The sequence below is a fragment of the Streptomyces sp. NPDC043878 genome (genome assembly GCF_056435735.1).
Genome location: NZ_JBWKDW010000001.1, coordinates 325,769 through 352,611, shown reverse-complemented (window position 1 = coordinate 352,611; position 26,843 = coordinate 325,769). Strand labels below are relative to the sequence as shown.

23 protein-coding genes and 1 pseudogene are annotated in these 26,843 nt (G+C 71.1%); 14 read left to right on the top strand and 10 right to left on the bottom strand.

From position 1 onward, the window contains the following. Positions 1-10 precede the first annotated feature (10 nt). From AC07AZ_RS01510 to AC07AZ_RS01500, 3 genes are read right to left on the bottom strand one after another with little or no spacing between them, the layout of a single operon-like run. Entirely contained in the window at positions 11-811 is an 801-nt protein-coding gene (locus tag AC07AZ_RS01510; protein WP_478842593.1) for a hypothetical protein, read from the bottom strand. Then, positions 811-2,076 (bottom strand): VWA domain-containing protein, encoded by a 1,266-nt coding sequence (locus AC07AZ_RS01505; protein ID WP_478842591.1) that lies wholly within the window; start codon positions 2,074-2,076, stop codon positions 811-813. The genes AC07AZ_RS01510 and AC07AZ_RS01505 overlap by 1 nt, the downstream gene beginning before the upstream one ends. A gap of 45 nt (positions 2,077-2,121) precedes the next feature. Beyond that, positions 2,122-3,615 carry an IucA/IucC family protein gene (locus tag AC07AZ_RS01500; RefSeq protein WP_478842589.1) on the bottom strand — a complete coding sequence of 498 codons (1,494 nt, stop codon included), beginning with the start codon at positions 3,613-3,615 and terminating at the stop codon, positions 2,122-2,124. A 92-nt stretch (positions 3,616-3,707) separates the two neighbouring features. On the opposite strand from AC07AZ_RS01500, the gene AC07AZ_RS01495 reads away from it, so the two are divergent. After that, a complete protein-coding gene (locus tag AC07AZ_RS01495) occupies positions 3,708-5,225 on the top strand; it encodes an IucA/IucC family protein (protein ID WP_478842587.1) in 1,518 nt (505 codons plus the stop codon). Between the two features lie 415 nt (positions 5,226-5,640). Here the strand turns inward: AC07AZ_RS01495 and AC07AZ_RS01490 are convergent, their stop codons facing one another. The 3 genes from AC07AZ_RS01490 to AC07AZ_RS01480 all read right to left on the bottom strand — a co-directional run bounded on the left by AC07AZ_RS01490 (position 5,641) and on the right by AC07AZ_RS01480 (position 6,998). After that, a complete protein-coding gene (locus tag AC07AZ_RS01490) occupies positions 5,641-5,895 on the bottom strand; it encodes a hypothetical protein (protein ID WP_478842585.1) in 255 nt (84 codons plus the stop codon). 108 nt (positions 5,896-6,003) lie between these two features. Then, complete coding sequence (locus AC07AZ_RS01485; protein WP_478842583.1) at positions 6,004-6,417, bottom strand: VOC family protein; 414 nt, start codon at positions 6,415-6,417, stop codon at positions 6,004-6,006. Next, positions 6,414-6,998 (bottom strand): dihydrofolate reductase family protein, encoded by a 585-nt coding sequence (locus tag AC07AZ_RS01480; RefSeq protein WP_478843415.1) that lies wholly within the window; start codon positions 6,996-6,998, stop codon positions 6,414-6,416. The genes AC07AZ_RS01485 and AC07AZ_RS01480 overlap by 4 nt, the downstream gene beginning before the upstream one ends. A 411-nt stretch (positions 6,999-7,409) precedes the next feature. Between AC07AZ_RS01480 and AC07AZ_RS01475 the strand changes: the two genes are divergently transcribed. After that, positions 7,410-8,324 carry a HipA family kinase gene (locus AC07AZ_RS01475; protein WP_478842581.1) on the top strand — a complete coding sequence of 305 codons (915 nt, stop codon included), beginning with the start codon at positions 7,410-7,412 and terminating at the stop codon, positions 8,322-8,324. Beyond that, the gene (locus AC07AZ_RS01470; RefSeq protein WP_478842579.1) at positions 8,321-8,620 is read left to right on the top strand and encodes an Rdx family protein; all 300 of its coding nucleotides are present in this window, start codon (positions 8,321-8,323) and stop codon (positions 8,618-8,620) included. The genes AC07AZ_RS01475 and AC07AZ_RS01470 overlap by 4 nt, the downstream gene beginning before the upstream one ends. A gap of 142 nt (positions 8,621-8,762) precedes the next feature. On the opposite strand, the gene aceB is transcribed toward AC07AZ_RS01470, so the two are convergent. Further along, the gene (gene aceB, locus AC07AZ_RS01465) at positions 8,763-10,397 is read right to left on the bottom strand and encodes a malate synthase A (RefSeq protein ID WP_478842577.1); all 1,635 of its coding nucleotides are present in this window, start codon (positions 10,395-10,397) and stop codon (positions 8,763-8,765) included. Positions 10,398-10,587: 190 nt separating this feature from the next. Continuing rightward, the gene (locus AC07AZ_RS01460) at positions 10,588-11,187 is read right to left on the bottom strand and encodes a nucleotidyltransferase family protein (RefSeq protein ID WP_478842575.1); all 600 of its coding nucleotides are present in this window, start codon (positions 11,185-11,187) and stop codon (positions 10,588-10,590) included. A gap of 210 nt (positions 11,188-11,397) precedes the next feature. Here AC07AZ_RS01460 and AC07AZ_RS01455 point away from each other — a divergent pair, with 210 nt between their 5' ends. After that, positions 11,398-11,712 (top strand): DUF5955 family protein, encoded by a 315-nt coding sequence (locus AC07AZ_RS01455; protein WP_478842573.1) that lies wholly within the window; start codon positions 11,398-11,400, stop codon positions 11,710-11,712. A gap of 314 nt (positions 11,713-12,026) precedes the next feature. On the opposite strand, the pseudogene AC07AZ_RS01450 reads toward AC07AZ_RS01455, so the two are convergent. Beyond that, positions 12,027-12,361, bottom strand: a pseudogene (locus tag AC07AZ_RS01450) (DNA-binding protein). Positions 12,362-13,057: 696 nt separating this feature from the next. On the opposite strand from AC07AZ_RS01450, the gene AC07AZ_RS01445 reads away from it, so the two are divergent. The 4 genes from AC07AZ_RS01445 to AC07AZ_RS01430 all read left to right on the top strand — a co-directional run bounded on the left by AC07AZ_RS01445 (position 13,058) and on the right by AC07AZ_RS01430 (position 16,837). Continuing rightward, on the top strand, positions 13,058-13,390 hold the full coding sequence (locus AC07AZ_RS01445; RefSeq protein WP_478842571.1) for a MerR family transcriptional regulator: 333 nt from the start codon (positions 13,058-13,060) through the stop codon (positions 13,388-13,390). A 59-nt stretch (positions 13,391-13,449) separates the two neighbouring features. After that, positions 13,450-14,247 carry a PAQR family membrane homeostasis protein TrhA gene (gene trhA / locus AC07AZ_RS01440; protein ID WP_478842569.1) on the top strand — a complete coding sequence of 266 codons (798 nt, stop codon included), beginning with the start codon at positions 13,450-13,452 and terminating at the stop codon, positions 14,245-14,247. 277 nt (positions 14,248-14,524) lie between these two features. Then, on the top strand, positions 14,525-15,754 hold the full coding sequence (locus tag AC07AZ_RS01435) for a PP2C family protein-serine/threonine phosphatase (RefSeq protein WP_478843413.1): 1,230 nt from the start codon (positions 14,525-14,527) through the stop codon (positions 15,752-15,754). Between the two features lie 123 nt (positions 15,755-15,877). Then, positions 15,878-16,837, top strand: a complete 960-nt coding sequence (locus tag AC07AZ_RS01430; RefSeq protein ID WP_478842567.1) for a DUF1152 domain-containing protein — start codon at positions 15,878-15,880, stop codon at positions 16,835-16,837. 205 nt (positions 16,838-17,042) lie between these two features. Here the strand turns inward: AC07AZ_RS01430 and AC07AZ_RS01425 are convergent, their stop codons facing one another. Further along, positions 17,043-17,822, bottom strand: a complete 780-nt coding sequence (locus tag AC07AZ_RS01425; protein ID WP_478842565.1) for a DUF2637 domain-containing protein — start codon at positions 17,820-17,822, stop codon at positions 17,043-17,045. Positions 17,823-18,557: 735 nt separating this feature from the next. Between AC07AZ_RS01425 and AC07AZ_RS01420 the strand changes: the two genes are divergently transcribed. The 6 genes from AC07AZ_RS01420 (at position 18,558) to AC07AZ_RS01395 (ending at position 26,697) form a co-directional block, all read left to right on the top strand. Beyond that, positions 18,558-19,160: a hypothetical protein gene (locus AC07AZ_RS01420; protein ID WP_478842563.1), complete on the top strand. Its 603-nt coding sequence runs from the start codon at positions 18,558-18,560 to the stop codon at positions 19,158-19,160. 80 nt (positions 19,161-19,240) lie between these two features. Next, on the top strand, positions 19,241-20,149 hold the full coding sequence (locus AC07AZ_RS01415; RefSeq protein WP_478842561.1) for a terpene synthase family protein: 909 nt from the start codon (positions 19,241-19,243) through the stop codon (positions 20,147-20,149). Between the two features lie 36 nt (positions 20,150-20,185). Then, positions 20,186-21,859, top strand: a complete 1,674-nt coding sequence (locus tag AC07AZ_RS01410; protein WP_478842559.1) for a prenyltransferase/squalene oxidase repeat-containing protein — start codon at positions 20,186-20,188, stop codon at positions 21,857-21,859. A 44-nt stretch (positions 21,860-21,903) separates the two neighbouring features. After that, on the top strand, positions 21,904-23,415 hold the full coding sequence (locus AC07AZ_RS01405) for a wax ester/triacylglycerol synthase domain-containing protein (protein WP_478842557.1): 1,512 nt from the start codon (positions 21,904-21,906) through the stop codon (positions 23,413-23,415). A 134-nt stretch (positions 23,416-23,549) separates the two neighbouring features. Next, entirely contained in the window at positions 23,550-24,587 is a 1,038-nt protein-coding gene (locus AC07AZ_RS01400) for a beta-ketoacyl-ACP synthase III (protein ID WP_478842555.1), read from the top strand. A 604-nt stretch (positions 24,588-25,191) separates the two neighbouring features. After that, positions 25,192-26,697, top strand: coding sequence for a GMC family oxidoreductase (locus AC07AZ_RS01395; RefSeq protein ID WP_478842553.1), 1,506 nt, complete (start codon positions 25,192-25,194; stop codon positions 26,695-26,697). Positions 26,698-26,843 lie beyond the last annotated feature (146 nt).

Sequence of the window (26,843 nt, the reverse complement as noted above, 5' to 3'; positions counted from 1 at the left end):
AACAGGGTGCTCACGCCCCCGGTGGTACCCGGCGTGGCCGTCCCGAACCGCGGGTCAGGGCGTAGCCGCCGATTCCGGCGAGCGCGGCCAGAACGCCGCCGACGCCGGTCCACACCCAGCGGTCGGTCCACCAGCCGGACGACCAGCCGTCGTCCGGCTCGATGCTCGACAGCACCGCGGAGGACGAGTTCTTCTCCTCGGCCCCGGACCTGACCGCGACACCGGGGACCAGCGGCTCGGCCAGCGAACCGTCCACGGCCGCCGACCCGCCGATGTCCTTCGAGTCGACCCGCACCTCGGTGCCGACCGTCAGGCCCAGGTCGGACGTCGGGACGTTCACGACCGTGAGGCGGACGTAGTACGTCCCCGGCAGCGGATCGTCGGCCCACGGCTCGGACCAGGCGCGGACCGTGCGCAGGACGCACGCCAGCTCCACCGAGGACGTGCCCTCGGCGGCGGTGCGCGTCTGCGCCCCGTACTGGCAGGCCTGGCGGCGGCGCAGACCGTCGTAGACGTCGATCTGCCAGGTCTCGGCGGCGTGCGTGTCAGGCAGCTTCACCGTCGCCTTCACGGTGGGCCGCTGACCGGTGTCCGCCGGGAACGACCAGTACAGGTAGTCGCCCGCGGAACCGTTCGCCGTCGCCTTCTGCCCCTGGTCGATCTCGGTCGCCGTGCGGAACGACGTACCCGCGGCGGTCGGCGCCGAACTGTCGCCCGACGCGCTCGGCGACGGTGAGGAGTCGGCCGCCGCGGGCCCCGCGGCCAGGCCGAGCGCCAGCAGGGCCGCGCTCAACACTCGGGTGTGACGCATCAGTTGGTCCTCCAGACCGCGAACCGCCAGCGCGAGAGCCAGCCCCACAGGACACCGGCGAGGAAGCCGGTGAGGATCAGCGCGCCGAGCAGCCACCAGCCGCGGCCGAGGCCGAAGGAGGCCACGTCGCTCGCCTGGGACGGGCCGTCCACCACGTCCACGGTCAGCTCCAGCGGCAGACCCGGTGTGGTCTTCACGCCGGGCGCCGCCGAGAAGGAGTTGGTGACCTGGAGGCACACCGTCTCCGCCGCCGCGTCCTCGTCGTCGCTGTCCGCCTTCGGGTAGCGCAGACCCGTCGAGACGACGTCGGTGCGGCCGGTGCCGGCCGCCTCCCCGCGTACGATCTCCCGGCCGTGCACCGTGACCGCCCGCATAAGCACCCCGTAGTCGGGGTGGACGGCCCGGTCCGCGCCGACGCTCACCGAGGCGCGTACCTCCTGGCCCGGCTCGACGTCCACGCGGTACCAGCGCTGCTGCCCGAACTCCTCGCGGTCGGTGTACAGGCCCGACTTGAGCGTCGGCGCCTGCGCGCACGCCGTGGCCCCCTCGGTGGCCACCGGAGTCACCACCGGGTCGGCCGCCCGGTCCACCAACTGGTTGACACGGTCGGTGAGTTCGTCGGTGTGCTCGACCGAGGTGTAGGTGCCGCCGGTCGCCTCGGCGATGCAGCTGAGCTGCTTGCGCATGGTGGTGTTCGGCACCAGGCCGAGGGTGTCGATGGTGAGGCCGATGCCCTTGGCCGCGATCTCGCGGGCCACCTCGCACGGGTCGAGCGGGGCACAGGTGTCCTCGCCGTCGCTGATCAGCACGATGCGCTTGGAGCCGTCGCCGCCGTCGAGGTCGCCGGCCGCCTTCAGCAGCGCGGGGCCGATCGGTGTCCAGCCGGTGGGGGAGAGGGTGGCCACCGCCGTCTTCGCCTCGGTGCGGTTCAGCGGCCCGACCGGGTAGAGCTGCGCGGTGTCCTTGCAGCCGGTCTTCTGGTTGTCGCCGGGGTAGTTGGCGCCGAGGGTGCGTATGCCGAGTTCGACCTCCTCGGGTGTCGCGTCGAGCACCTCGTTGAACGCCTGCTTCGCGGCGGCCATCCGCGTCCCGCCGTCGATGTCCCGGGTCCGCATGGAACCGCTCACGTCGAGCAGGAGGTTGACCTTGGGCGCGGTCTCGCCGGTGGGTTCACCGGCGACCGCCGCGGCCGGGAAGGCGATCCCGGCCGTCAGGGCGGCGAGCAGGGCGCACACTCCCGCCGCCAGCCGTTGTGTTCTGATCATCGGCGGATCCTATTGATCAGAGGTGTCGGGCTCCAAAACGAGCCGTCACAACAGCGGGTTGGGCAGGTCGGCCCACTGGTCCCCGGGGGTCCCCGGCGACAGCCGCATCAGCGTCAACGCCTTGGTGGGCAGCGGCTCTTCGAGCAGCGCGAGCAGGTCGGGAGTGCGCGGCAGATCCCGTACGGCCGTTTCAAGCGCCGCCCGCAGGGCCGCAGCCGAACCGGCCGTGGCCGCCAGCGCGCCCGCCACCAGGGAGCCGAACAGCTTGCGCCGCAGGACCGTTTCGTCGTCCGTGACCAGACGGCCGGTCAGCTCGGGCACCGGCACCCCCTGCCGGGCCAGCCGGGCCGGGCTGACGCGGATGTCGGCCAGGTCGCGGTAGACCAGCCGCAGCGGCTCGCCCGCCGGGGACAGGACGACCAGCAGGTTCTGGCCGTGCGCCTCCAGGGCCACGCCGAGCTCCAGCAGCCGCAGTCCGACCGTGAGGGCGAGCCGGGCGAACCGGGCCAGCCAGCCGGGCTGGGCGGGCAGTCCGGTACCGGCGAGCGCGGCCACCGGCACGACCCGCTCGCCCGCCGCCGCGTACACCCCGGGCGACTCGCGCCACACCGCGGCCAGTTCGGGGGAGCCGGCCGTGGCCGCGCCCAGCGTGCGGGTGACGTGCAGCAGCCCGTCCGTGCGGGCCGCGAGCGCCTCCGCGAAGTCCGACAAGGCGGCGGACAGGACGATCGAGTAGACCGAGATGTCCCGCACCGACGACGTCAGCCGGGCGCTGAGCGCGGTCTTGACGTGCGGGCCGCCGGGCAGGGCGAGGGTGCGCAGCGACATCAGCGGATGCGCGGAGGGGCCCGGCTCGCAGGGCAGTTTGAGAACGTGCTCCACCTGCCAGGGATGCGCCGGCAGCAACAGCCGCGCACCGTCGCGCAGTTCCCCGGGCCACGCGCCGCTCACCACGCAGCTCCCGGCCGGCACCGGTACCAGACCGAGCCGGACCACCGGCCCGTGCTCCGGCCCGTAGGCGAGCTGCTCGGCGACCGAGAACCCCGGCCGGGAACGGCAGTTGGGGTGGTACGGGTGCCCGTCGACCACCCGCTGCTCCCACACCCAGTCGTCCACCGGCCACTCCCCGGCACCCTCCGCCCGTCCGGCCCGCGACAGCGCGAGCGAGGCGACGCTGTGGCCCAGTTCGGCGGCGAAGCCGGCGCCGTGCGCGACGGCCAGCGCGGTCGTCAGCCGCGCCGGATCGTCGTACGACACGTCGTCCAGCCGTACGGCGGCGACGTACGCGGCGGTGGCGTAGGGGTCCGCGGCCGGCCCGTGCAGACGGCGGCCGTCCGCCAGACGCACGGTGAGCCCGTCCCGGCTCCCCTCCCGGCCCGCCACCCACGGCAGGGGTTCATGGGCGAGGGCCCGCCACAGCCGGGTCAGCACCGCCGCCCGGGCACCGGGCAGCTCGGCCGCGTACCGTGACACGAGGGCGGGACGTACGGCGGCCAGTTCCTCGGCGACCTCGGCCTCGGCGGTGGGGGGACGGTGCACGGTCGGGCTCCTCGGGGACGGCTGCGATACCAGGTCGGGGGGTGACGGCAGACATACTGATCATCTCCGCCCGAACGGACCGTGGAAAACGAGTGAAACGCGTGGTTCTCATCCCCCCGCCCGCGGGCGACGCCGCGGTGAGCGCGGACGTCACCGAGCGTGCCGACGCATACGCGGCCGCGCCGCTGCTCAACTGTCTGCTGCGGGAGGTGGCCGAGCCGCTCTCACACGCCGGTGACCTGCGCGTGTACCGGCTCCCCGGCGGCCGGCTGCTCAGAGTCCGCGGAGAACGGCGGCCCGCCGCGCCGGAGCTGCGCACCGCGGACGGCTGGCGGCGCGTCGGTCACCCGGAACTCGTGAAACTCGTCGCCGGGGAACTGCGCCGGCACACCGGCCTGTCCAACCACGAACTGCCCGTGGAGATGGCGGACAGCCGGGACGCGGTGGCCGCGCTGCTCGCCGCCCGGGCCCGTACGACGGAACCCGACGACCTCTACCTGCGCTCCGAGCAGTCCCTCCTCACCGGCCACCCGCATCACCCGGCCCCCAAGGCACGCGGCGGCGGCCCCGCCGCCGGCTGGCTGCCGTACGCCCCCGAGGCGCGCGCGCACTTCCCGCTGGTACTGCTCGCGCTGCGCGAGGACGCGGTCACCGAGGAGGGCGACACCTCGGCCCTGGACGCCCTCGGCGAGGCCCCGCCCGGCTACCGGCTGCTGCCCGCCCACCCCTGGCAGCTCGAACTCGCCGCCCCGGAACTCGCCCCGGCGTTCGCGGACGGCCGGCTGCTGACCCTCGGCACCACCCCCTTCCCCGCCTGGCCCACCGCGGCGATCCGCACCCTGTACGTCCCCGAACGCGACCTCTTCCTGAAGTTCAGCCTCGACGTGCGGATCACCAACGACATCCGCCGCCTGTGGCGCCACGACCTGCTCGGACTCCGCCGCAGCGACGCCGCGGCGGCCGCCGCCCTCGCGGCCGCCGACGGACCGGCGGCCTGGCTGGGCGACCGCGGCTACCGCACCGCCGGCTTCGCCTTCGAGGCGCTCGCCGTCCTGGTCCGCGACGGCTTCCACGGCCACCTGCTGCCCGGTGCGACACCGCTGCTCGCGGCCGGCCTGGTGGAGGGCTTCACGGGCAGCCCGGCGGACGGCCGGCACGATCCGGGGGCCTGGTGGGAGGCGTATCTGGCCCAGGTGGTGCCGCCGGCGCTCACGGCCTTCGCCGAGCACGGCGTCGTACTGGAAGCGCACCTGCAGAACACACTGGTCGCCGTCGACGCCGACGGGACGCCGGTGCAGGCGCTGTTCCGGGACGCCGAGGGCGTCAAGCTGCTGCCGGACGTCTCCCGGGCGGCCGGCTGGGAGCGGCTGGTGTACTGCCTGGTCGTCAACCACCTCACCGAGGTCGCCGCCGCCCTGGCCGAACGCCACCCCGGCCTCGACCCCTGGCCCGCCGCCCGCCGCGCCCTGGCCCGCCACGACCTGCCCGAGACCGCCGCCCTGCTCACCTCGCCCACCCTGCCCGGCAAGACGAACCTGCTGCTGCGCTGGACGGGCGCGGACGGCGCCGACGCCCGCTACCTCCCCCTCCCCAACCCGCTGGCCGGCTGACGGCTGCCCCCGCCGGCGCGCTGACCGGCGGGGTGTGGTCCTCGCGGCACGGGACCCGACGTCCTCCCCGCCATCGGCGGCACTCTCCGTCCGCGTCACGCCTGTCCGGCGACCGTGACGGCGCCCGCTTCCCCCGGCCGGGCCGCGTCCACGCGGACGAGTCCCCCGTGAGAGCTACCCCCCGATGTCCCCCGCAGGGCGATGCCCCGGCCGCCGCCGTCTTCCGGGTGTTCCGGCAGTACCGCGGCCACCGGGCCGCAGGCCGCAGAAGAGGAAGACCATGCCGCGGACATCGCTGCCGGGCGCACGACAACTCACCAGAGCGGGTCATCTGTGCTCGGTGGAAGGGGAGTTGACCGGTCCTGCGCCGGTACGGCTGGCAAAGCGGCCCGGTCGTCCCGCCGTTGCCTCAGTCCTACGGCGTGACGTCCGGGGCGATCCCCGCCCGGTAGGCCAGGACGACGGCCTGGCCGCGGGGCGCGCGAAAGGCCGTGGACCGTGGCCTCTCGAAGTCGGCGATGATGACGGCCGTGTCGACGTCACGTTCCTGCGCGAGCCAGGCGGTCAGTCCCGCCGCTGCCACCCCGGCGCCGACCGCGAGTGAGTTGACGTTGTCGGCGCCGCCGGTAGCCAGGTCGGCCTCGGCTGCCCGGATGACTACCCGGCACACGGGTGACTCCGTGCGGAGTAATTGTCAAGACCTGTGGAGGGGGTGGGGATGCCGCTCGGGCTGCGCCGCGCCCGCCCCGAAGCTTCTTTACTCCGCTCACCGGACCGCTCAGGAGAAGTCCGCGGCGGTGATGCCGTCGGGGTGTCCAGGCGGCCACTCCACCAACTCGATCCGGTAGCCATCCGGGTCGGTGAGCCACGACGTCTTCGGGCCGCGGGGGCCGCCCGGGTACTGGACAGGTCCTGGCTCCAGGCCGGCGTCGGTCAGCCGCTCCAGGGTGGCGGCCAGTGTGTCCACCTGGATCGCGAGGTGGTCGACACCGCTGCCCACGTCGACGCGTCCGCCGACGGGGCGGTGGACCAGCTCGAGCGAGGCCGCCGGTTCGCCGGGGAACTTGAGGATCACGAGGTGACCCGCGTCGCCGCCCTGGACCCTGCCCAGCTCGACGTAGCCCAGGGCGGTGTAGAAACCGAGCGAGCGGTCCAGGTCGGTGACACGGTAGGAGACGAAGAGCGTCTTCACGCGGCCTCCTCGGGTCGACGCACCCGGTAGCGCAGGTGCGTGACGTCTCGATCGTCGAGCCGTCGGACGAGGTCGAGTTCGATGCGATCGCCACCGAGGTGGTCGAACAGTCGCCGGCCGTCCCCGAGGAGGACCTGAACCAGGTGGATCTCCATCTCGTCGATGTGCCCGGCTCGCAGGAGCGCTTGGGCCGCGGCAGCCCCATGGACCATGACCGGCCGGCCCCCGGCGGCCGCGCGAGCCTGACGGGCGCAGTCCTCGACGTCGGTGACGAAACGCGCGTGGCCGGGTGGCACGTCCCCGTCATCCACCTGGTGGGTGAGGACGAAGATCGGCACACCGTCGTGATGGTCGCCCTGCCAGCGCCCGGCGAGTTCGAAGGTCCGGCGGCCGGAGATCACCGCGCCGGTCGCCAGCGCCTCGCGATAAACCTGTCCGCTGGGACCATCGGATTCCCGGTCGTCGAGCCAGTTGAAAAGACGTCCACCGCCGCGTCCGAGCTCCTGGCCCGGTCGATCGTCCGGACCGGCGACGAAGCCGTCGAGCGACATCGACATGTACAGCCGAATCGGATTGCTCATTCTGGCTTCCATCTCTCCTCCACGGCATGCTCCGCTTCTCGCCCCATCGGGGCGGAAGTGTCAAGGTGGAAGACTTCAGGCAGCGGGCAAACTCATCGCCCTGGCGAGGCGTAAATCCAGAGCGGTCGATCAGTTGCGGTCATTCAGGCTGCATGAGCCTCAGGGCTTTTCGACGAGCCGACCGCGTTCGAACCAAGAGCACCTGGAGCACCTGGGCCGCCTGGAGTGCCTGGCGCGACCGGTACCGGCAGGCTCGCGGCGGGCCGCCGGGGAGGGACGCATGACGGCTGTCAGGCGCGGTCACTATGCTCGCTTCATGCCGGAGGCCGGAAGCAAGGGGGCGCACCGCCCTCACACCGCGTCGCAGCTGACCGTGGAACACAAGCAACACAACCGGTTGGACCTTGGAAGATGATGAGAGAGGTCGTTGCGACCCGCTACGTCGAACCCCTGCGCTCCGGCGGCTCCGTGCCCGGGATCGTCGAGGCCGACGACCTGGGCACGTACGTCGTGAAGTTCACCGGCTCCGCGCAGGGTCCCAAGGCGCTGGTCGCCGAGGTGATCGTGGGCGAGCTGGCACGCGCCCTCGGGCTGCGGTTCCCGGAGCTGGTGCTGACCCACTTCGACCCGGCGCTCGCCGCGCACGAACCGCACCAGGAGGTGCGCGACCTGCTGGACGCCAGTGACGGCCTCAACCTCGGCATGGACTACCTGCCGGGCGCCGCGGACTTCACCCCCGACATCGCGAAGACCTTCCCGGTCGATCCCCTGGAGGCGGGCAGGATCGTCTGGCTCGACGCGCTGACCGCGAACGTCGACCGCACGGTCCACAGCTCGAACCTGATGATCTGGCCCACCTTCGGGACCGTGCCGCCGCGCCTGTGGCTGATCGACCATGGCGCCGCCCTCGTCTTCCACCACCGCTGGGACGCCTCGGACCCGGAGAAGACCTACGACTTCCGCCACCACGCCCTCGGGCGGTACGGCCCCGACACCCGGGCGGCCGACGCGGAGCTGGCGCCCCGGGTGACCGAGCGGCTGCTGCGCGACATCGTCGCCGAGGTGCCGGACGCCTGGCTGCGCGGCGAACCGGGCTTCACCACGCCCGGCGAGGTCCGGGACGCCTACGTCCGCTACCTCGCCGCCCGCGTGCACGCCTCCGCGGCCTGGCTCCCCACCGACTTCCCCACCGGCGAGGAACTCGCCGCCGAGGAGGCCCGGCGCGCGGCGAGGACGCAGCAGGGCCGGCCGAACTGGCTCAAGCGGGTCCCCGACCTGCACGGCGAACCGGCGGCGGAACAGGACTGGTCGGTGCACCTGCGATGACGGAGCGGGCCGCGGACGCCTGGCGCGTCCAGATCGAGTACTGCACCCAGTGCCGCTGGTTGCCGCGCGCGGCCTGGCTCGCGCAGGAACTGCTGACGACGTTCGAGTCCGAGCTGACGGAGCTGTCGCTGAAGCCCGGCACCGGGGGCGTCTTCGTCGTCCGGGTGAACGACGAGGTGGTCTTCGACCGCCGCGAGCAGGGTTTCCCCGAGCCGACCGCGGTGAAGAAGCTGGTCCGCGACCGGGTGGCCCCGGGCAGGTCCCTGGGCCACTCGGAGCGGACGGCGGCGGACTGACGCAGCCCCTGCCCTCAGCCCCCCTTCCCTCGCCCCTCAGCACCCTGGGCCACACGGAGCGGACGGCGGCGGACTGACGCAACCCCCTCCCCTCAGCCCCCCTTCCCTCACCCCCGTCCCTCGCCCCTCAGCCCCTCGCCGCTCAGCCCCTCAACTGCTCGTACGCGGGCAGCGTGAGGAAGTCCGCGTAGTCCTCGTCGAGCGCGACCTCCAGCAGCAGGTCGTGGGCCTGCTGCCAGTGCCCGGCGGCGAAGGTCTCCGCGCCGAGCTCGGCACGGATGCTCCGCAGTTCCCCGGCGGCGATCTCGCGGGCCAGCTCCGGGGTGGCGGTCACGGTCTTCCCGTCGTGCTCGAACTCGACGCCCGCGTTGATCCACTGCCAGATCTGCGAGCGGGAGATCTCGGCGGTGGCCGCGTCCTCCATGAGGTTGAAGATGGCGACCGCGCCGAGGCCGCGCAGCCACGCCTCGATGTAACGGATGCCGACCTGCACGGCGTTGACGAGTCCGTCGTACGTCGGCCGGGCCTGGAGGGAGTCGACGGCGATCAGGTCGGCCGCCTTCACCTCGACGTCCCCGCGCAGCCGGTCCTTCTGGTGGGGCCTGTCGCCGAGCACCCTGTCGAAGCACTCCATGGCGATCGGGACCAGGTCGGGATGGGCGACCCAGGAGCCGTCGAAGCCGTCGCCCGCCTCGCGGTCCTTGTCCGCCCGGACCTTCTCGAAGGCCACCTTGTTCACCTCCGGGTCCCGGCGGGAGGGGATGAACGCGGCCATGCCGCCGATGGCGTGCGCGCCCCGCTTGTGGCAGGTGTGGACGAGGAGTTCGGTGTAGGCGCGCATGAACGGGGCGGTCATCGTGACGGCGTTGCGGTCCGGCAGGACGAACTTGGCGCCGCCGTCACGGAAGTTCTTCACGATGGAGAACAGGTAGTCCCAGCGGCCCGCGTTCAACCCGGAGGCGTGGTCGCGGAGTTCGTAGAGGATCTCCTCCATCTCGTACGCGGCGGTGATCGTCTCGATCAGCACGGTCGCGCGGACGGTGCCCTGCGGGATGCCGACATGGTCCTGCGCGAACACGAACACGTCGTTCCAGAGCCGGGCCTCGAGGTGCGACTCGGTCTTCGGCAGGTAGAAGTACGGTCCCTTGCCGAGGTCCAGCAGACGCCGGGCGTTGTGGAAGAAGTAGAGGCCGAAGTCGACGAGGGCGCCGGGAACCTGGCTGCCGTCGGCGTCGACGAGGTGCCGCTCGTTCAGGTGCCAGCCGCGCGGACGCATGACGACCGTGGCGAGTTCCTCGTCGGCCTTCAGGGCGTACGACTTGCCGGAGTCCGGGTCCGTGAAGTCGATGGTGCGAGTGTAGGCGCCGATCAGGTTGAGCTGCCCGAGGACCACGTTCTCCCAGGTCGGCGCGGAGGCGTCCTCGAAGTCCGCGAGCCACACCCGGGCGCCGGAGTTGAGGGCGTTGATCGTCATCTTGCGGTCGGTGGGTCCGGTGATCTCCACCCGACGGTCGTTCAGGGCCGCGGGCGCCGGGGCGACCCTCCAGGAGTCGTCGGCGCGGACGGCGGCGGTCTCCGGGAGGAAGTCGAGCGTGGAGGTGCGGGCGATCTCGGCGCGGCGCTCGGCACGGCGGGCGAGGAGCTCGTCCCGCCGGGGCGTGAACCGGCGGTGGAGCTCGGCCACGAAGGCCAGGGCCGCCTCGGAGAGGACCTCCTCCTGCCGGGGCAGGGGCTCGGCGTCGACGATGGCCAGCGGGGACGGCGCTGGTGCGGACATGAGCTGTCACTTCCTTCATCGGGCCTGGCATGGCACCGGGTGCCAGTCGGCCTGGGTGCGGCGGGCAGCGTCGGCGGAGCGGCCAGGCGCTTGATCAGTGGATAGTAGTTTCCTCATGGTGGAAGTTCAATGTTTTGTTGATGTCGAGATTCTCCGGGTCGAGGCAAGGCGGCGCACAGTGCCACCCCGTTCACTCAAGGTGGACCAGGTCGGCCTCGGTGTCGATGTCGTACGGCTGTGCCACGTCCGCGCACTCGACGAGCGTGATGGCTCCCGCGTGTCCCTTCAGGTAGGCGCGTGCCCCCCGGTCCCCGTTCGCGGTCTCCGCGACGCCCGCCCAGTGGGCCGCCCCGAACAGGACGGGGTGGCCGCGCTCGCCGTCGTAGGCGGCCGACACCAGCGAGTCCTCGCCCTCGCACGCGGCCAGCACCCGGCCCACCGCCTCCGGGCCGATGCCGGGCTGGTCGACCAGGCAGACCAGCGCCGCCTGTACGCCCGTTCCGGTGAGCGAGTCGAGCCCGGCCCGCAGGGAGGTGCCCATGCCCTGCTCCCACCGCGGGTTGTCCACGAGCACGTATCCGCCGAGGTCCGCCCGCTTCCGTACCGCGTCCGCCCGGGCGCCCAGGACCACGTGGACGCGCGCGCAGCCGCCCGTACGCAGGACGGCGGCCGCGTGTTCCACCAGGGGGCGCCCCCGGTGCTCGAGCAACGCCTTGGGCCGGCCGCCCAGCCGCCGCCCGCCGCCCGCGGCGAGGAGCAGTCCGGCGACCTGGGGTTCGTCGTGAGTCATGGGTCCTGCATACCCGACAGCCGGGAAGGTCCGGGTTCCGGCGGGCTGAATTTCGGTCCGGGCGGTGGCGCGGGCGCACCGGGTGGCGTTTACTGACCCGCGTCCCCCAGGCGCCCGGCCACTTCCACGCGGGCCGTCGGCGGGGATCACCGCGCAGGGCCCGGCGGCGCCGGGCGGTACCTGCGCACCGGGGTGTCTGAGGGGGCGGCTGTGTTGCGGAGCGTGGGGCAGAAGCCGGTGGCCGGCAGGGAAGACGATCCGAGGGTGGCGGAACTGAGGACCGCGGTGTCCCGGTTACGCCGTCAACTCGCCGCGCATCCCGCCGAGTTCCCCGACCGTGCGATCGCCGAGGACGAACTCGCCGCGCTGGCCGCGATGGCGGCCCACGGCATCCCCGAAACACCCCGGCTGCGCCGGTCGTTACTGCTGATCGCCGGGGCGATCGGGTCGGTGAGCGCGCTGTCCCGCGGACTGGCGGACGTACGCGAGGCGGTGGACCTGTTCAGGGAGCCACCGCGTCGCTGAGCCGTACCTGCCGCACAGCACGGTGACCGTGCGACGCTCGCCGGCCGCTGGAAGGGCCGCGACTGTGGGCGCCTTGGCGGTCTCCCAGGGCCGGGGACTGCCATGGCCTGCGGTCCCAGCCCGCGGGCCGGCGCCGAGCCGGGTTCCGGAGCAGGGATGCGACACATCTCCACACGGTCACCGCGACCGGCAGAGCGTGTTCCGAGCCGGCCCGACCGGAAGTGGGTCTCGCAGCGACTGCCGACGGCCGGCTGCCCGACCTGGATTTCGTGGCGGCAGGACCGAAAGGTGCGGCCTATCGGCGAAGGGGCTGGTCAGACCTTGATTGCGGTGGCCCGCCCGTTGCACGGCGTGGTCAGGTCCTCGGGATCCGAGGTGAGGATGGTGACGGGGCCGGGGCGGCGAGAGCGGTGGCGCTGGGCATCGCTTCGATGGCGTACTCGTGGCCGTGGAGGCCGGCGTCGGCCAGGAGGGCGGCGGCATGGCGGGCGAGAGGCTCGGTCACCGGCTCGATGACCAGGCGGCACAGCGTCCATTCCGGGGGCGGACGGTTGATCCGCGGGTGGACCACCTCGGCCGGGGCGGCTGTAGAGGTGATGACAACCTCGCTGCCGGGCACGCGAAAATCTGTCCTGGCCGGAGTAGACATTGGCTGATCGTGCGGTTATGGTTTCTCTCGTAGCCGAGATCGAGAAGGGCCCGGCAGAGATGAACTGCCGGGCAGCAGTACGCAGTTGCAGTGTGCATGGCGGTGCGGTGGTGGAGTTTCGAAGCCAGAGCAGGTGCAGGACGGCGACGGGACTGACGACCGGACCGGGTGGCCCGCAGTGATCAGGGGCCGCCACCAGCAGGACCGCGGTACCAGCAGCGCAGTTCCGAGTGGTTCCCCGGGTGAAGGCGTCTGGCTGCGGACGCGCGCACCGGGAGGTTCGGCAGTGGGGTTCCAAGCCAGAGTGGACGCAGGACGGGCGACGGGGCTGGCTGCCGAAGTGTGGCGCTTGTGCGAGGCCACCAGCAGTTCGCGGTACCGGTAGTTGGCAGTATCAGCAGTACGCAGTGCAGTACCCGATTGGTTACCGATCGGGCAGAGGGAAGAACGGAGGAGTGCCCCGCACCATCAGGATCGCCCGGGCGAGTAGTAGGTCCGGGTACCGCAGGACATCGACAGTGAGGTGGTCTCCGGTCACGCATTCGCGATCCCCGCATCCCCGGCAGCATCAAGGCCGGGCCCGCGGAAACAGAAGGCCGGCGCAGTACGAGGGCCGGCAGATGGTGTAGCAGTTCCTTCGGGGCCCTGGTGTCAATGGCACCAGGGCCCCTCCCCGTGTTCCGACGAAGAGGTGCGATGACAGCAGACGATTCCTACGGCCGTCTCGACGACGACGACTACCCCGCCTACACCACGGGCCGGGCCGCCGAGATGCTCGGCACCACCCAGGGCTTCCTGCGTGCCATCGGCGAAGCCCGCCTCATCACCCCGCTGCGCTCCCCGGGTGGCCACCGCCGCTACTCCCGCTACCAGCTGCGCATCGCCGCCCGCGCCCGTGAACTCGTCGACCACGGCACCCCCATCGAGGCCGCCTGCCGCATCGTCATCCTCGAAGACCAGCTCGAAGAAGCCCAGCGTCTCAACGAAACCCTGCGCCACTCCCGGCCCCGCGGCCGGGTCACCAGCTGAACTGCCCTCCTGATCCGGCACATTGCCATGTTCTGCGCTGATTGTCATAACATATGCGCATGATCGCCGAAGATGCCCAGCCACCGGCACCCGGCAGGGAAGGACAGCTCGGCACCGGCGCCGCGCCCGACGTTCCGCCCGGTGTCGCGGCTGGAACCCCTGCCGGTTCGCCGAACCGGCGACCGGCCCCCGCGGCCCGTCCCGGCGGCGGGGTGGAGCGCGCGGTCGCCGTCGTGAAACCGGCGATGCGCGGATGGCTGCACGCAGGCATGTTCCCGCTCGCCCTCGCCGGCGGCATCGTCCTGGTCGCGCTCGCGCGCTCGGCAAGCACCGCCGTGGCGTGCTCGGTGTACGCGGCGTCATCGCTGCTGCTGTTCGGCACGAGCGGCGTGTACCACCGCGGGAACTGGGGCCTGCGCGGGGAGGCTGTCCTGCGCCGACTGGACCACGCGAACATCTTTCTGATCATCGCCGGCACGTACACGCCGCTGGCAGTGCTGCTGCTGTCCGCGCGTCAACAGACGGTCGTGCTGCTGCTGGTGTGGACCGGCGCGGCGACCGGCATCGCGTTCCGCGTCTGGTGGATCAGCGCACCGCGCTGGCTCTACACCCTGTGCTACATCGCCCTGGGCTGGGCAGCGGTCTTCTACCTGCCCGACTTCGGGCGAACCGGCGGCACCGCGGTCGTCCTGCTCGTCATCACCGGCGGTCTGCTCTACACCGCGGGCGCCGTCGTCTACGGGCTGAAACGGCCCAATCCATCCCCTCGCTGGTTCGGATTCCACGAGGTCTTCCACGCCCTGACCATCGCCGCCTTCGCCGCGCACTACACCGCCATCCTCCTGGCAGCCACATGACGCCACACCGCCGCGCGGGGACGGGGCAGGCCCTGGCCGCACGGCGTCCAGAGGGGCTGTCGGCCGGGTGGCCTGCGGACCTGGCACACGGCGGGATCCGTGGTGCAATATGACCTGTCCGGTGCCGTAGTGGCATCGGTCACTCGCGCATCCGGCACGGAGTCCTGAGCGCCATCGAGTCGAGCAGCGAGGAGACACCGTGGCCGCAGGGAAGCCGGGCGGGGACGGTGAGCAGGCCTCTCGACCTCCCGCGGGCGGCAGCCCCGGGCCACGGGCGATGACGCTGGCAGGGACACTGGAGGCGGCGGAGGCCGCGCCGCCCGTGGAGTCGCTTGACGTGGTCGCGCGCATGCTCAGGGAGGACCTGGGGGCAGCGTCGGTGTCCTTCCTGATCACCGACTTCAACGGCAGCTCGGTCGTACGGCTGGGCGCCGCGGGCAGTGTCGAGACCGGTGAGCCGGCCCAGCGCATCCCGCTGCGGGGCACCCTGTACGACGACGTGATCCGCAGCCAGCGTCCCAGTGTCGAGGACGAAGGCGGCGGGAGGCTGGTGCGGGTTGTCGCCCCGGTGACCAACCGCGGGGACGCCATCGGACTTCTCGAATTGTTCCTGTCCGAGACGCCGAACGCGGAGGTGATGCGGGAGATCGGTGAGACGGCACACGCGCTGGCGTACATCGTCATCGCGAACCGGTCCTACACCGACGTGTACCAGTGGGGCCGACGCACTGTCCCGCTGAGCCTGGCCGCAGAGATCCAGCACCGGCTGCTCCCGACTTCGCTGGCATGCGAGGCGGCCCAGTTCGCGGTGGCCGGGGCACTGGAGCCGGCCGACCACGTCGGAGGTGACACCTTCGACTACGTGATCGACCGCGACGCCGTCCAGTTGTCCGTCACCGATGCCATGGGTCACGACGTCGCCGCCGCACTGCTGGCCACCCTGGTGGTGGGCGCCCTGCGCCGGGCACGGCGGGCGGGCGCCGACCTTGAGGAACAAGCCCGCCAGGCCGACCAGGCCATGCGCGAGTACGGCCACGAGGGCTATGTCACCGGTCAACTGCTGCGGATCAGCCTGTTGGATGGCCGAACCGAGTTCATCAACGCCGGGCACCCCTGGCCGATGCGGATGCGGGACACGGAAGTGCAGCAGATCGTTCCGAATGTCGATCTGCCGTTCGGCGTCCGCTCCCCGTACCCCTATCGGGTGCAGTCGCTGGACCTGCGACCTGGCGACCGGCTGGTGATGTTGACGGACGGCATGCTGGAGCGCAACGCCACGAGCCTGGATCTGGCCGACCTGATCGTCCGCACCCGTGCGCTGCACCCCCGAGAGGCCGCTCGCACCCTCATCGGGGCGATCGTCGACGCCAGCCATGGTCACCTGGAGGACGACGCGACCGTCATGTGCCTGGACTGGCACGGAACCGGACACTCCCAGCGGGACGCCGCCACCGGCGCGGACCTCACCGACGCCTCACCACCGGGACGGACGACCCCGGGTCGATGACCCGGAAGCCAGTCAGCGGCGCTCCGTCGAGCGTCGCAGGCTGCGATTCCTGTTGCCCCGCGGCTCCTTCGCCGGATGAGAACCCGGGAGCGCCCGGGGCCGGGTCCCGGGACAATGGCCGGCATGATGTCTCTGCACTCCAACCCCCTCTTCACTCGGCTTGCCGATGCCGAACGGATCCTCGTCGCGGGCGCGGGAGGCGGATTCGACATCTACTCCGGTCTGCCGTTGGCGCTTTCCCTCCTGCACCAGGGCAAGCAGGTGTACCTCGCAAACCTCTCCTTCAGCGCACTCGAGGGTCTTCCGATCGACGACTGGGTCGCCCCCGACCTGGTCGCGATCACTCCCGACTCTGCTGTGCACCAGAGCTACTTCCCCGAGCGGACCCTCGCTCAGTGGCTGCGTCAGCACGGCTACCCGTTCACCGTGTACGCCTTCCCCCGGACCGGGGTGCGTCCGCTGCGCGCCGCCTACCAGGCGCTGATCGAACTGCACCGCGTCGACGCTGTGGTGCTGGTCGACGGCGGTACGGACATCTTGATGCGCGGTGACGAAGCCGGGCTCGGCACACCGGAAGAGGACCTGGCCAGTGTGGCGGCGCTGGCCGCGCTGGACGGCATAGCGACCCGACTCGTCGTCTCCGTAGGCTTCGGCGTGGACGCCTACCACGGCGTCAACCACACGCAGGTACTGGAGAATATCGCCGCTCTGGAGCGCGACGGCGCGTACCTCGGCGCGTTCTCGATACCGCGCGCCACCCGTGAGGGCGCTCTCTACCTTGACGCGGTGACACACGCCCACGACCACACCCCGGAGCACCCCAGCATCGTGAACGGTTCCATCGCGGCGGCCGTGCGCGGCTCGTTCGGCGACGTCCAGTTCACGGAACGCACCCGGGGCAGCGAGTTGTTCGTGAACCCGCTGATGTCCCTGTACTTCGCCTTCGACCTTCCCGGCCTGGCAGCCCGCTGCCTCTACCTGGATCGGATCGAGGACACCCACCTGATGCGCCAAGTCCACTCGCGCATCGCCGAGTTCCGCGAATCCATGGTCACCCGTCCGCCCCGTCGCTTCCCGCACTAGTGACCAGGCCGACCGCGTACTGCCCAGTGACGTCGGTGCATCCGTTCATGAACGACGCCGGCGTCCTCACCACGGATCACCGGCTCTCGCCAGCCGCAGGGTTCGTCCTCACCTTCACGTGGCCCCCTGCCGTGCGGCGCAACGGCAGGGGGAGGACGCCGTGTTGGTGAAAATCGGGCAGCCGCCGTGACCGCGTGTGGAGGCGCTACTGCCGGTGCCGGGGCGTGGTCTGTCGTGGGGGCAGAGTCAAGGTGATCTGCCGGACGAGTTGCTGGAGGCATGCCAGGCAGGCGAGTGCGGGGAGGGCGGCTCCCGCGACACCGACGAAGGTCCTGTCGGACTGTGCTACGCACAGCATCATCGCAACGAGGGAAAACAGCAGGACGATGAACCATGAGTGCACTGCCCGGCGCCGGTGCAGGGCAGTTCTCAAGATCGACAGAGAGGCCACGATCCAGGGGCCGTACACGAGAAGAGGCCACCAGGGGACCATCCCGCTCCTCGTGCTGATCGGGATGGTCTGCAGCGGTGCGTAGGCCACCACGCCGCAGAAGACGCTGACCATCGCCACGATGACGGCAACGAAGGCGACGATCACGAAGCTGCCGGTCTGCAGCCACCTGCGCCGCAGTTTTTGCACGCGCCTCTTCCGGTGCCCGACAGATGTGTGCCGGATGCGCGGCAACTGTGTGGTGGCCTGAGCCATGTTCTCCAACGGGTCGGCGAAGTCGGCAGCGGAGGGCGACGTGCTGCGCTGCGGCGGCACCATGGCCGCCGGCTCCGCCGGAACAGCCTCCTGCAGGAGATAGGCAAGTTCTTCCACCGGGTCCCAGCCCGCCGGGCCCGGGGGCACCAGGACAGACTCCGCGTACGGGACGTCAACATCACCGGAGTTGCCGTGCCAGTCGCTACCCGGCCCATAGGCATATGAGTCGGAATACCATCCATGCGGCACACGGGAGAAGTTCGCATAGTCATCATTCACAGAAGGCCACCCCCGTCACACGCGGTCCGTGTGGCGGCCAACGATTCCCTGCCGGCTCCACCGGTGGTCGAATTCCCTCTGAGCCGCCTCGAGCAGTGCGAGAAACTCGCGGAGTAGTGACTCGGTGGCCTGAGCGTCGTCCCCATGTGTGGTGCCACGCGCCTCACACCCCAAGGGTGCAAGACCCAGTGGGTCCTGGAGGTTTCCTGTGCTCACATCCTGGTCAGCAGGTCGGTCATATTTTCTGAGGCTCTTGTGTGGCAAGTCGTGGAACGTTGCTTCAGCCATATGCCGCTAACGCTGCCACCTCCCTCGGCGATGTGCGGCAAATGAGTGGCCATGAATAAAGGAATGGTCATGAGGGGCGTATCTAAATCAATGAAATCCCTATCTCACTGCGCACGTTATGAGTCGAGCAGTTTGTCGTCTCAAATCCCTCGGCCCCAGGCGGCAGGGCAGGGATCCTCACCCGGCGCAGGCAACGGTGGGAGCATCCGGGGTGTCGACCCCACGCGACCGCCGCCATGCACGCGGTCCGAACGGCTGCCCTCTCCGCGACCTCACCCCTGTGTGGCGCACCTGCGGCAGTCCCATGCGGCGGTCACCTGTCTGGAGTCGGACATGTGCATCCGGGTGAACTCGGGCAGCGGAAACGTCCCTTCTGAGGGGTGCCTCGCGGTCGGCCTCCATGCTGGTGGGCCGACGATGAAAGGTGCTCCCATGCGGAGTCGTGCTGTGATCGCCACTGTTGTGTCAGCGGCCGCCGTAGCGGCGGCGGCGGTTGTCGCCGTGGCCGCAGGCGCCGAGTTTCCCGTTGCCGGGACGGTCTCCTGGTGTCTGTCTCCAGCTGCCGCGCAGCACCTGGAGGTGGACGGTGTCGTGGTATCGGCCGGGGCCCCGGCCGTACTCGACTCCTCTGGGCCGACGCCGTGCGTGCAGTGGCCGATGAAGGGCCACATCAGCCTCGATGCGTCGTCGGGGTCGTGGGCGTCGGATGGGAGTGTCTCCTTCACCAGGGCAGCGGACGGACGCGGTCTGCGTCTCAGCCAGGCCCACGGTGATCTGGCGCAGCGGACGATGGCTGTGGAGGCAGCGGTCGCGGACGATGCGGCACAGACTGTCGATCTCTCCACGTACTCGATCGACATGCGGGACATCACGGTGACCATGCCGTCTCTCAGCTCCCCTGGTTCTGTCGAGGCGAAGCCTGTTGCCACCGTGCTCACCGCGGCGGGTGCGGCTGTGTTCACCAGGGCGTTCGGTGCACCGCCGGTGCCTGCCGGGGAAAGCCCGGCCACCGTCGCGGGTCGTGTCGACGTTGTTCCGGCCGTGGGCTGACCGCGTGTTACGAGGCGTCGGATCGAGGCTGGCGGTTGCGTGTGCCGGCTGACGCGCGAGGCCACCGGGGGAGGGGTCCGGTGCTGGCATGGGCTCGTGATCTGGGCCTGGTCGTCGACGGCGGCGAGGAAGAACGCCTGGCCGCCATGCGGCTGGAGGAGTTCGCGTCTTTGATCGTGCCGGAAGCTGACGCGGCGGAGCGGGACCTGACCGCGCAGTGGGCTGCGTTCATCTGCCTGGTCGATGATCGATTGGACCGGAGCGGGCTCGGCTCCCGGCCCGGTGAGGTGCGTGCGCTGTTCGAGCGGCTGCTGGGAGTACTCACCGCGGGCGACAGTGCTGACGTGCGCAGTGGGCCCGCGGCGGCCCTGGACGACTTGTGGCAGCGTACGGCTTCGCGTATGCCCCCGCAGTGGCAGGAGCGGTTCGTCGCCGACTACCGCGACTTCGCCGCGGCCACCTGCGAAGAGGCCGCAGGCCGCAACCACCGGACACGGCCGGCGCTTGGCGACTACCTCGCGCTGCGCCGCCGCACCATTACGGCATTGCCGATGGCCGACGTCGTGGAGTGCACCGCCGACGCTCCCTGGCTGGACCTGCCTGGCGCGGACACCAGGCTGACGACGCTGCGTACGGCCGCAGCCGATGTGGCGGGCTGGACCAACGACCTCGCGTCGGCCGGGGACGACCTGCGGGCGCGGCAGGAGAACCTGGTCACCGTATGGGCTCGTGAGTACGGCTGCTCCATGTCCGCCGCGCGTGCGCGTGTGGTGCGGATGCGGGACGAGCGGCTACGGGACTTTCACCTGCTGGCGGCCGCGCTGACCGCGAGTGAAGCGGTGCCTGCCCCCGACCGGGTCGCGGTGCGGCGCTATGTGAACGGGCTGCAGTCCTTCCTGTCCGCGACGCTGCTCTGGCTCGGCGTCACCGGGCGGTTCGAGGAGCGATGGATGCCGGACCGCCGCGGCGCGCCCACCCCACTGGACTGACCCTCCGCCCGTCCGTCCCGAAGGACCGAAACGCTGATGAGACCGCTCGCTCACGAGCAGCTGCCCACCAGGTGGCCGGAGTCACTTGTGCCCGCCGGGCTTCAGGCCGGACAGAACCGGCTTCTGGCATGCCTGTCGAACCGGGTCGGACCCGACGGCGCGGTTCGCGACGCCTGCCGCAGCCGGGTCCTCGAATCCGCCCTCACCCTGGCGCTCGTGGTACGGCACGGGAAGCGTCATGAAGCCGCTCGCTTCCGCATCACGCGCTACCTGGAGCGCCACCGGCACGGCGGCGACCCGCTGGAGGCGGCCCTGGCCGACACCGCTCTGCGACCGGACGACGCACCGGTGACGCACGAGGTCCGAGCGGGGATCGCAGCCCAGGTGCCGGAGTTCGCCGGGGCCCGCAAACAGGCCCTGCTCGACGCTGTGTTCCTCATCCTCGGCGCGGACCCCGCCTCAGCCCCCGCCCTGGACCGCCGGGGCCCGGATGCCTTCGCCATGCAAGCGCTGCACCCCTGGGCCGCCGTGCAGGTCACCGCAGTCAAGGCCGTCCTCGGCCGGGCCGCCGGCAAGGCTCCGCCGAGCGCCGATGATCTCGCCCTGCTGGCATCAACCCAGCGGCGCGGCACCGTGTGGGAGGGGAACCTTCTCATCCATCTCCTGGTCCTGCACGCCCTGGCAGATGTGCCGGGCATGCGGACCACGGTCGACGAGGGTCTGGCCACCGCCCTCACACACCAGCGTGACGACGGCGGCATGCCGTTCGTCACCGACACCGACACCTGGTCCACGGTCACCGCAGGACTCGCGCTCCACACCGCCGGCGCACCGCACCATGTCCTGCACCGCATCGGCCGGCACCTCGCGCATGTTCAGCACGAAGACGGCAGCTGGTCGTACACCGACCGCGCGCAGCTGCCCGACACGGACTGCACCGCCGTCGCCCTCGAATTCCTGCACCAACTCGACCCCTACGCCTACCGCGATGCGATCCGGCGTGGCCTGGATGCCCTGCTCGCCGTGCGCGGCGCCGACGGAGGGTTCCCCACCTACGGCGCGGGCACTCCCTCCGAGGCGTGCATGACCGCCGCGGCCGTCAACGCGCTCAGCACACAAGGCGGCCTGTACCGCGGCATCATCCAGTCGGCCCTGCACTTCCTGGCAGACAGCCAGCACGCGGACGGTACCTTCCCACCCGGCTGGAGCAGGAGCCGCCTGCACACCCTCTTCCGGGCGTACCTCGCCGCCAACCACTGGTCCCGGACGCCTCCTCCTTTCCTCCGCGCCATGAACGAGCGGATCCTCTCCCTGGTACTCGCCGCCCAGCGGGCTGACGGAGGCTTCGGCCAGCAGGAGGGGAGCAGGAGCGACGCGATCAGCACCTCCTACGGCCTGATCATCCTCACCGGCCAGGGCGACCTCACCCCGGTAGCCCGCGCCACCCGCTACCTGCTCACTCAGTCGTGCCACAACGGCGGCGCCGGCATCTCGTCGCCACCCGACATGCTGGGCCCTCGCCCCTTCCCCTATCACGTGCCGGTACTCGCCGACGCCTCCGCCCTGCTCGCGCTGGGCCACCTCAGCCGCCGCATCCGGCCTTCTCGACCTGCTGTGCCGCAGCCGACGGCACAGCAGCTCCACACCCGTCGGCACCCGTCCAGCCCAGCATCCGACGCTGTCGGCCACTCCGCGGAGAACGCCACATGAGCCCTTGTCAGGCCCCTACCGCCATGGATCTGACCATGCACCACATGGCTCAGACCCAGCCTTCCATTTCCCAGACCATCGGAGTGCTCCTCCACCTCGAAGGCACCCCACCCACGGTCGACGAATTCCGCAGTCACATCGCCCGCCACCTGCACGTCGAGCCTCGACTCACCCACTATCTCCACGGCCCCGGGCTCAAAGCACGCTGGCGCCACGACCCCGCCCCCGACCTGCACAGACGCGTCTGTGAACGCCGCATCCCGACCGGCGACGCCCACCTTGACGCAGCCCTGCACGACCTCATCTCACATCCGCTGCCCGACCAGGGGCCCCTCTGGGACGCATGGCTGCTGAGCGGCTACGCCCCAGACCACTACGCGATCTGCTGGCGAGCCCATCACAGCACCCAGGACGGCATGGGCCTCATCGGCACCCTGCACACGCTGTTCGGCGCTGCGACGCCACCCGCCGTCCGAGCCGTCGCCCGGCCGACTCCCCGGACCTACCTGCGCACGGTACGCGGCACGCTCGCCGCCTGCGCCGCCAACAACATCTGGAACGATCACGCGCGACCGCTCGACGGCACTCGCGTGGTCAACTGGGCGCACCTGCCCACGCAGCGGCTGCGCGGCCCGGCGACCCAGCGCCGCGGCGACACCAACGACGCCTTCCTGGCCGTCCTGAGCGGAGCCCTGCGCACCTGGTCTGCCGGCAACTGGCCTCAAGGCGTCGGCAGGCCCCTGCCCGCCCTCACCATGGTCAACCTGCGCCGAGCCGAGGAGAACCGACGGCCTGGGAACCTGATCACGTTCGCCCCCGTCCCGCTTCCGTGCGACGACCCAGCAGCCGATGGCCGTCTCGACCGGGTCATCGAGGCCACCCGCGGTACCAAGGATCCCGCCCAGCTCAGGGCCATGCGCACACTGATGGACCTCGCCCCCAATCAGACTTTTCACCGCGCGGCCGACCTCCTCACCACACCCGACCGGGCAGCGATCACCACCTCATACGTCGCGATCCACCGGCCGCTGCGCTACGGCCGCCACCCCGTCACCCACGTCCAGCCGTTCAGCTGGCTCCCCCGCAACCAGCCGGCGTCCGTCGTCGCCTGCAGCTACAACGACACGACGAGCGTCTGCTTCGTCACCGACGCAGCTCTTCCCGGACTCCACCGGCTTGCCGAGCTGTTCAGCGAGGCCGCGGAGGAACTCTCCCCGACCACGTGCGGCGGACAGCCGAAACCGCAGGGTCAGCGCAGCGGGCCTGAAGCGCGGCGAACCCCGCCCGCAGAGGTCAGCGAGGACACCTCAGCCGTCGTCGACTTCGCGTTCATCAAAGAGCTGCTGGTGCACCACGCAGCCCTGCCCGCGGAGCCGATCGCTCAGGACGCGACCCAGACGCAGGCCGGCATCGACTCCATGGCCGTCACGGTGCTGTCCATGGCCCTGGAAGACCAGTTGGGGCTCGTCATCACCGAACACGACCTCGCCCAGGCCCCCACGGTCGCAGACCTGGTCGACCTGGTGGCCCGGCGTGCCGCTCCCCAGCCCGGCTGACGACCACGTTCATCCTGCCGCCGGCAGCAATCACCGCACTCGGCAGCCCACCAAAGCCAGTTCAGCCACCACAAACGGGTGACTCAGCCGAAACGACCGCTTGCACCCCCCGCCGCCTGTCTACCGTGAGCCGCGTGAGTTCACCTGACGCCCTGCCCCCACCGCCCCTGCGGGCGGCCCGACTGATCGGCCTGGGCAGCTGGCTGCCACCACGCCAGGTCACCAACTCGGAGCTGTGCTCACGCCTGGACACGTCCGCAGAGTGGATCCACACGCGCATCGGCATCACCACACGACACATCGCCGACCCTGCCACGGCGACCAGCGACATGGCGGTGGAAGCAGGTCTGCGCGCTATGAAATCAGCCGGAGTGGACCACGTCGACGCTCTGGTCCTGGCCACCACCACACCCGACCACCCTGTACCCGGCACCGCGCCGGCGGTGGCCCACAGACTCGGCCTGCACCACGTACCCGCATTCGACATCGCCGCCGGCTGCTCTGGATTCGTCTACGCGACGTCCGTGGCAGCGGCACTGATTCAGGCAGGCACCGCCCATACCGTCCTGGTCGTGGGAGCGGAGACCATGTCGGCCGTCATCGACCCCGCCGACCGCTCCACGGCGCCGATCTTCGGCGACGGAGCGGGCGCGGCCGTGCTGGAGGCCGGGCGGGCAGGCGAAGCCGGGACCCTCGGGCCGGTCGCCTGGGGCAGCGACGGCGAGCACGCCGGCGCCATCTGCGTCCCCGCAGGAGGCTCCCGCCGCTTCCCGTGCGCCCCGCCGGGCGACGAAGCGGGCCGGTACGTACACATGCAGGGCAACGTCGTGCTCCGCCAGGCGGTACGCCGCATGACCCAGGTAGCCCGGGACGCGGCCGCCGCGGCTGGATTGACCGTGCGGGACATCGACCGTCTGATCGTCCACCAGGCGAACGCGCGCATCAGCGCTGCGGTTGCCGAGGCTCTGGACATTCCGCCCGAGGCGGTGCCGTCCAACATCGCGCGCGTCGGCAACACCTCCGCAGCCTCCATCCCCCTGCTGCTGACCCATGCCACCACGAAGGGACAACTCACCGCCGGCCAACGAGTCCTCGTGGCCGCCTTCGGCGCCGGATTCACCTGGGCGGCCACCACCCTCGTGTGGCCCGCCGGTTTGCACGCCCTCACCTGACCCACGCCGCCAGACACCCGCTGGGAGCCGCCGGGCGGCTTGAGCATGCTGTGGGTCACCTGGACAGAACGGCCGCTCCGGGGAACTCCGCCATCAGCAGCGCGTTCTCGCCGCCCTGCCCGCCCTGCCCGCCCTGCCCGCCCTGCCCGCCCGTGAACGAACCGAGCCATGTGCTCCAACGGTGTCATGGCGCTCAGGTTCCGAACGGGCGTCGCGGTGGTTCAAGTGCGTGCCGTGCCGGTCTTCGTAAGCTGCGACGGCAGGGAGAACACCCGGGCTGTTCCTGAAACGGCTACACACCAAAGACGAGAAACTCGTGAAACAAGAGAATTCCGGCCGCGTGGCCGTCATCTCAGGTACCGGCGCCGACATCCGGACACGCCGTGCTCCACTGGAGCCCACGCGCCGCTGATCAGCCGGTTCCACGCCTTCCGCGCGCCGAGCCCGGACGCGGCTGGGCGCCCCGCAGGGCTGACGCGAAGACAACCATCCAATTTCTTTGGACCCCTTTAGTGCGTAAGCACAATCAGCTCCTTGATCGTCGAGGAGCTGACTTTCTGAAATCCGGCGGTCGGACAAGGCTGCCGTGGAAAGCGGAGACATGATGGGCAAGAGTCCTTACAACTATGTCGTGGTGGGAGCGGGGACCGCGGGATGCGTGATTGCCTCCCGGCTTTCGGAACGCCCCGGTGTGCGGGTGTTGCTGCTGGAGGCGGGAGCCCGGGACGCAACCGAGACGATGGCATCGCCCTGGGGCTTCCTGGGGTTCGACCCGTCATCCCTCTGGCTGGGCGCCTCGACCGTGCAGGCCGGTACAGGCAGGGCCGCTGACGTGCTGCGCGGCAAGGCACTCGGCGGATCGTCGAGCATCAACGGCCTCTACCACCTGCGCGGACACCGCTCCGGTTACGACGAATGGCCCGGCCTCGGAGCGCCAGGCTGGGGTTTCGACGATCTGCTGCCCTATTTCCGCCGCAGCGAGAGCACCCGCGACCGTGATGCCTCCGTGCGGGGCACGGACGGGCCGGTCGTGGTCGCCCCGGTCCCGGAACCCCATCCCCTGGCCACGGCGGGCATCGACGCCGCGGTGGAGGCTGGGTTCGCACGCGCCGATGACATCGGCAGCGGGCTGGAGACCGGGTTCGGGTGGAGTGACATGAATCTGCCCGGCGGCGCCCGCCAGAGCGCGGCCGACGCCTACATTCGTCCGTTCCTCGACCGGCCGAACCTGGACGTCGTCACGGACGCGACCGTGCGACGGCTGCGCACCACCGCGGGCCGCTGCACCGGCGTCGACTACACCACCGGCGGGGAGGACCTGTCCGTCGACAGCGCCGAGGTGGTACTGACCGCGGGAGCCATCGGTTCCGCACACCTCCTGATGCTGTCGGGGATCGGCCCGGCGCAACACCTTGAGGAACACGGCATCGACGTCGTCGCCGACCTGCCGGGAGTGGGCTCCCATCTGCAGGACCATCCGATGGCGGGCGTGGTGTACGAGGCCATCCAGCCCGTCCCGTTCGTTCCCGCCAACCCGCCGGCCGAAATGATGGGCCTGCTGTACAGCGACCCCGCGGCGGCCCGGCCGGACCTTCAGGTCTACATCGTCGCCGCCCCGCTCCCGTCGGCATGGGGCCAGCCGCCGGCCAACGGCTACTCCATCGCCTTCGCCGCGATGGCTCCGCACAGCAGCGGCACCGTGCGCCTGGCGGACGCCGATCCCGGCAGCGCTCCCGTCGTCGACCCCGGCTACCTGAGCGACGACCGTGACATGGAGATCATGCGCAGGGGCCTGGCCCTGGCACGCCGCATCGGGGAGGCCGACGCGTTCGCCGACTGGCGCAAGCAGGAAGCGGTGCCGGGCTCCGGGACGAGCGGCGAGTCCGTGGACGAGTTCATCCGCAAGGCCACCGGTCCCTACTTCCACTTCACCGGCACCTGCCGCATGGGAACCGACGCCGATGCCGTCGTCGACCCTGCGAACCTTCGCGTGCACGGAGTAGCCGGACTGCGGGTCGCCGATGCCTCGGTGATGCCGTCCATCCCCTCGGCCAACACCAACGCGACCGTCTACGCCATCGCCGAACGGGCCGCCGAACTGATCGACTGAGCCTTCGTCAGCGCCCACGGCGCTTCCACAGCGCGCTCATCCCCGACGCCCGGACCGGGGGGGGGGGGGGGGGGGGGGGGGGGGGGGGGGGGGAGGGGGTGGGGGGGGTGGGACGAACGCGGCGGGCAAGAGAATAGGGGGGGCAA

Coding starts and splice junctions, on each gene's coding strand:
- AC07AZ_RS01510 (WP_478842593.1), bottom strand. CDS start 811: ATGCGTCACACCCGAGTGTTGAGCGCGGCCCTGCTGGCGCTCGGCCTG.
- AC07AZ_RS01505 (WP_478842591.1), bottom strand. CDS start 2,076: ATGATCAGAACACAACGGCTGGCGGCGGGAGTGTGCGCCCTGCTCGCC.
- AC07AZ_RS01480 (WP_478843415.1), bottom strand. CDS start 6,998: ATGAGCAATCCGATTCGGCTGTACATGTCGATGTCGCTCGACGGCTTC.
- AC07AZ_RS01475 (WP_478842581.1), top strand. CDS start 7,410: ATGATGAGAGAGGTCGTTGCGACCCGCTACGTCGAACCCCTGCGCTCC.
- AC07AZ_RS01470 (WP_478842579.1), top strand. CDS start 8,321: ATGACGGAGCGGGCCGCGGACGCCTGGCGCGTCCAGATCGAGTACTGC.
- aceB (WP_478842577.1), bottom strand. CDS start 10,397: ATGTCCGCACCAGCGCCGTCCCCGCTGGCCATCGTCGACGCCGAGCCC.
- AC07AZ_RS01460 (WP_478842575.1), bottom strand. CDS start 11,187: ATGACTCACGACGAACCCCAGGTCGCCGGACTGCTCCTCGCCGCGGGC.
- AC07AZ_RS01445 (WP_478842571.1), top strand. CDS start 13,058: ATGACAGCAGACGATTCCTACGGCCGTCTCGACGACGACGACTACCCC.
- trhA (WP_478842569.1), top strand. CDS start 13,450: ATGATCGCCGAAGATGCCCAGCCACCGGCACCCGGCAGGGAAGGACAG.
- AC07AZ_RS01435 (WP_478843413.1), top strand. CDS start 14,525: ATGACGCTGGCAGGGACACTGGAGGCGGCGGAGGCCGCGCCGCCCGTG.
- AC07AZ_RS01430 (WP_478842567.1), top strand. CDS start 15,878: ATGATGTCTCTGCACTCCAACCCCCTCTTCACTCGGCTTGCCGATGCC.
- AC07AZ_RS01410 (WP_478842559.1), top strand. CDS start 20,186: ATGAGACCGCTCGCTCACGAGCAGCTGCCCACCAGGTGGCCGGAGTCA.
- AC07AZ_RS01405 (WP_478842557.1), top strand. CDS start 21,904: ATGGCTCAGACCCAGCCTTCCATTTCCCAGACCATCGGAGTGCTCCTC.
- AC07AZ_RS01395 (WP_478842553.1), top strand. CDS start 25,192: ATGGGCAAGAGTCCTTACAACTATGTCGTGGTGGGAGCGGGGACCGCG.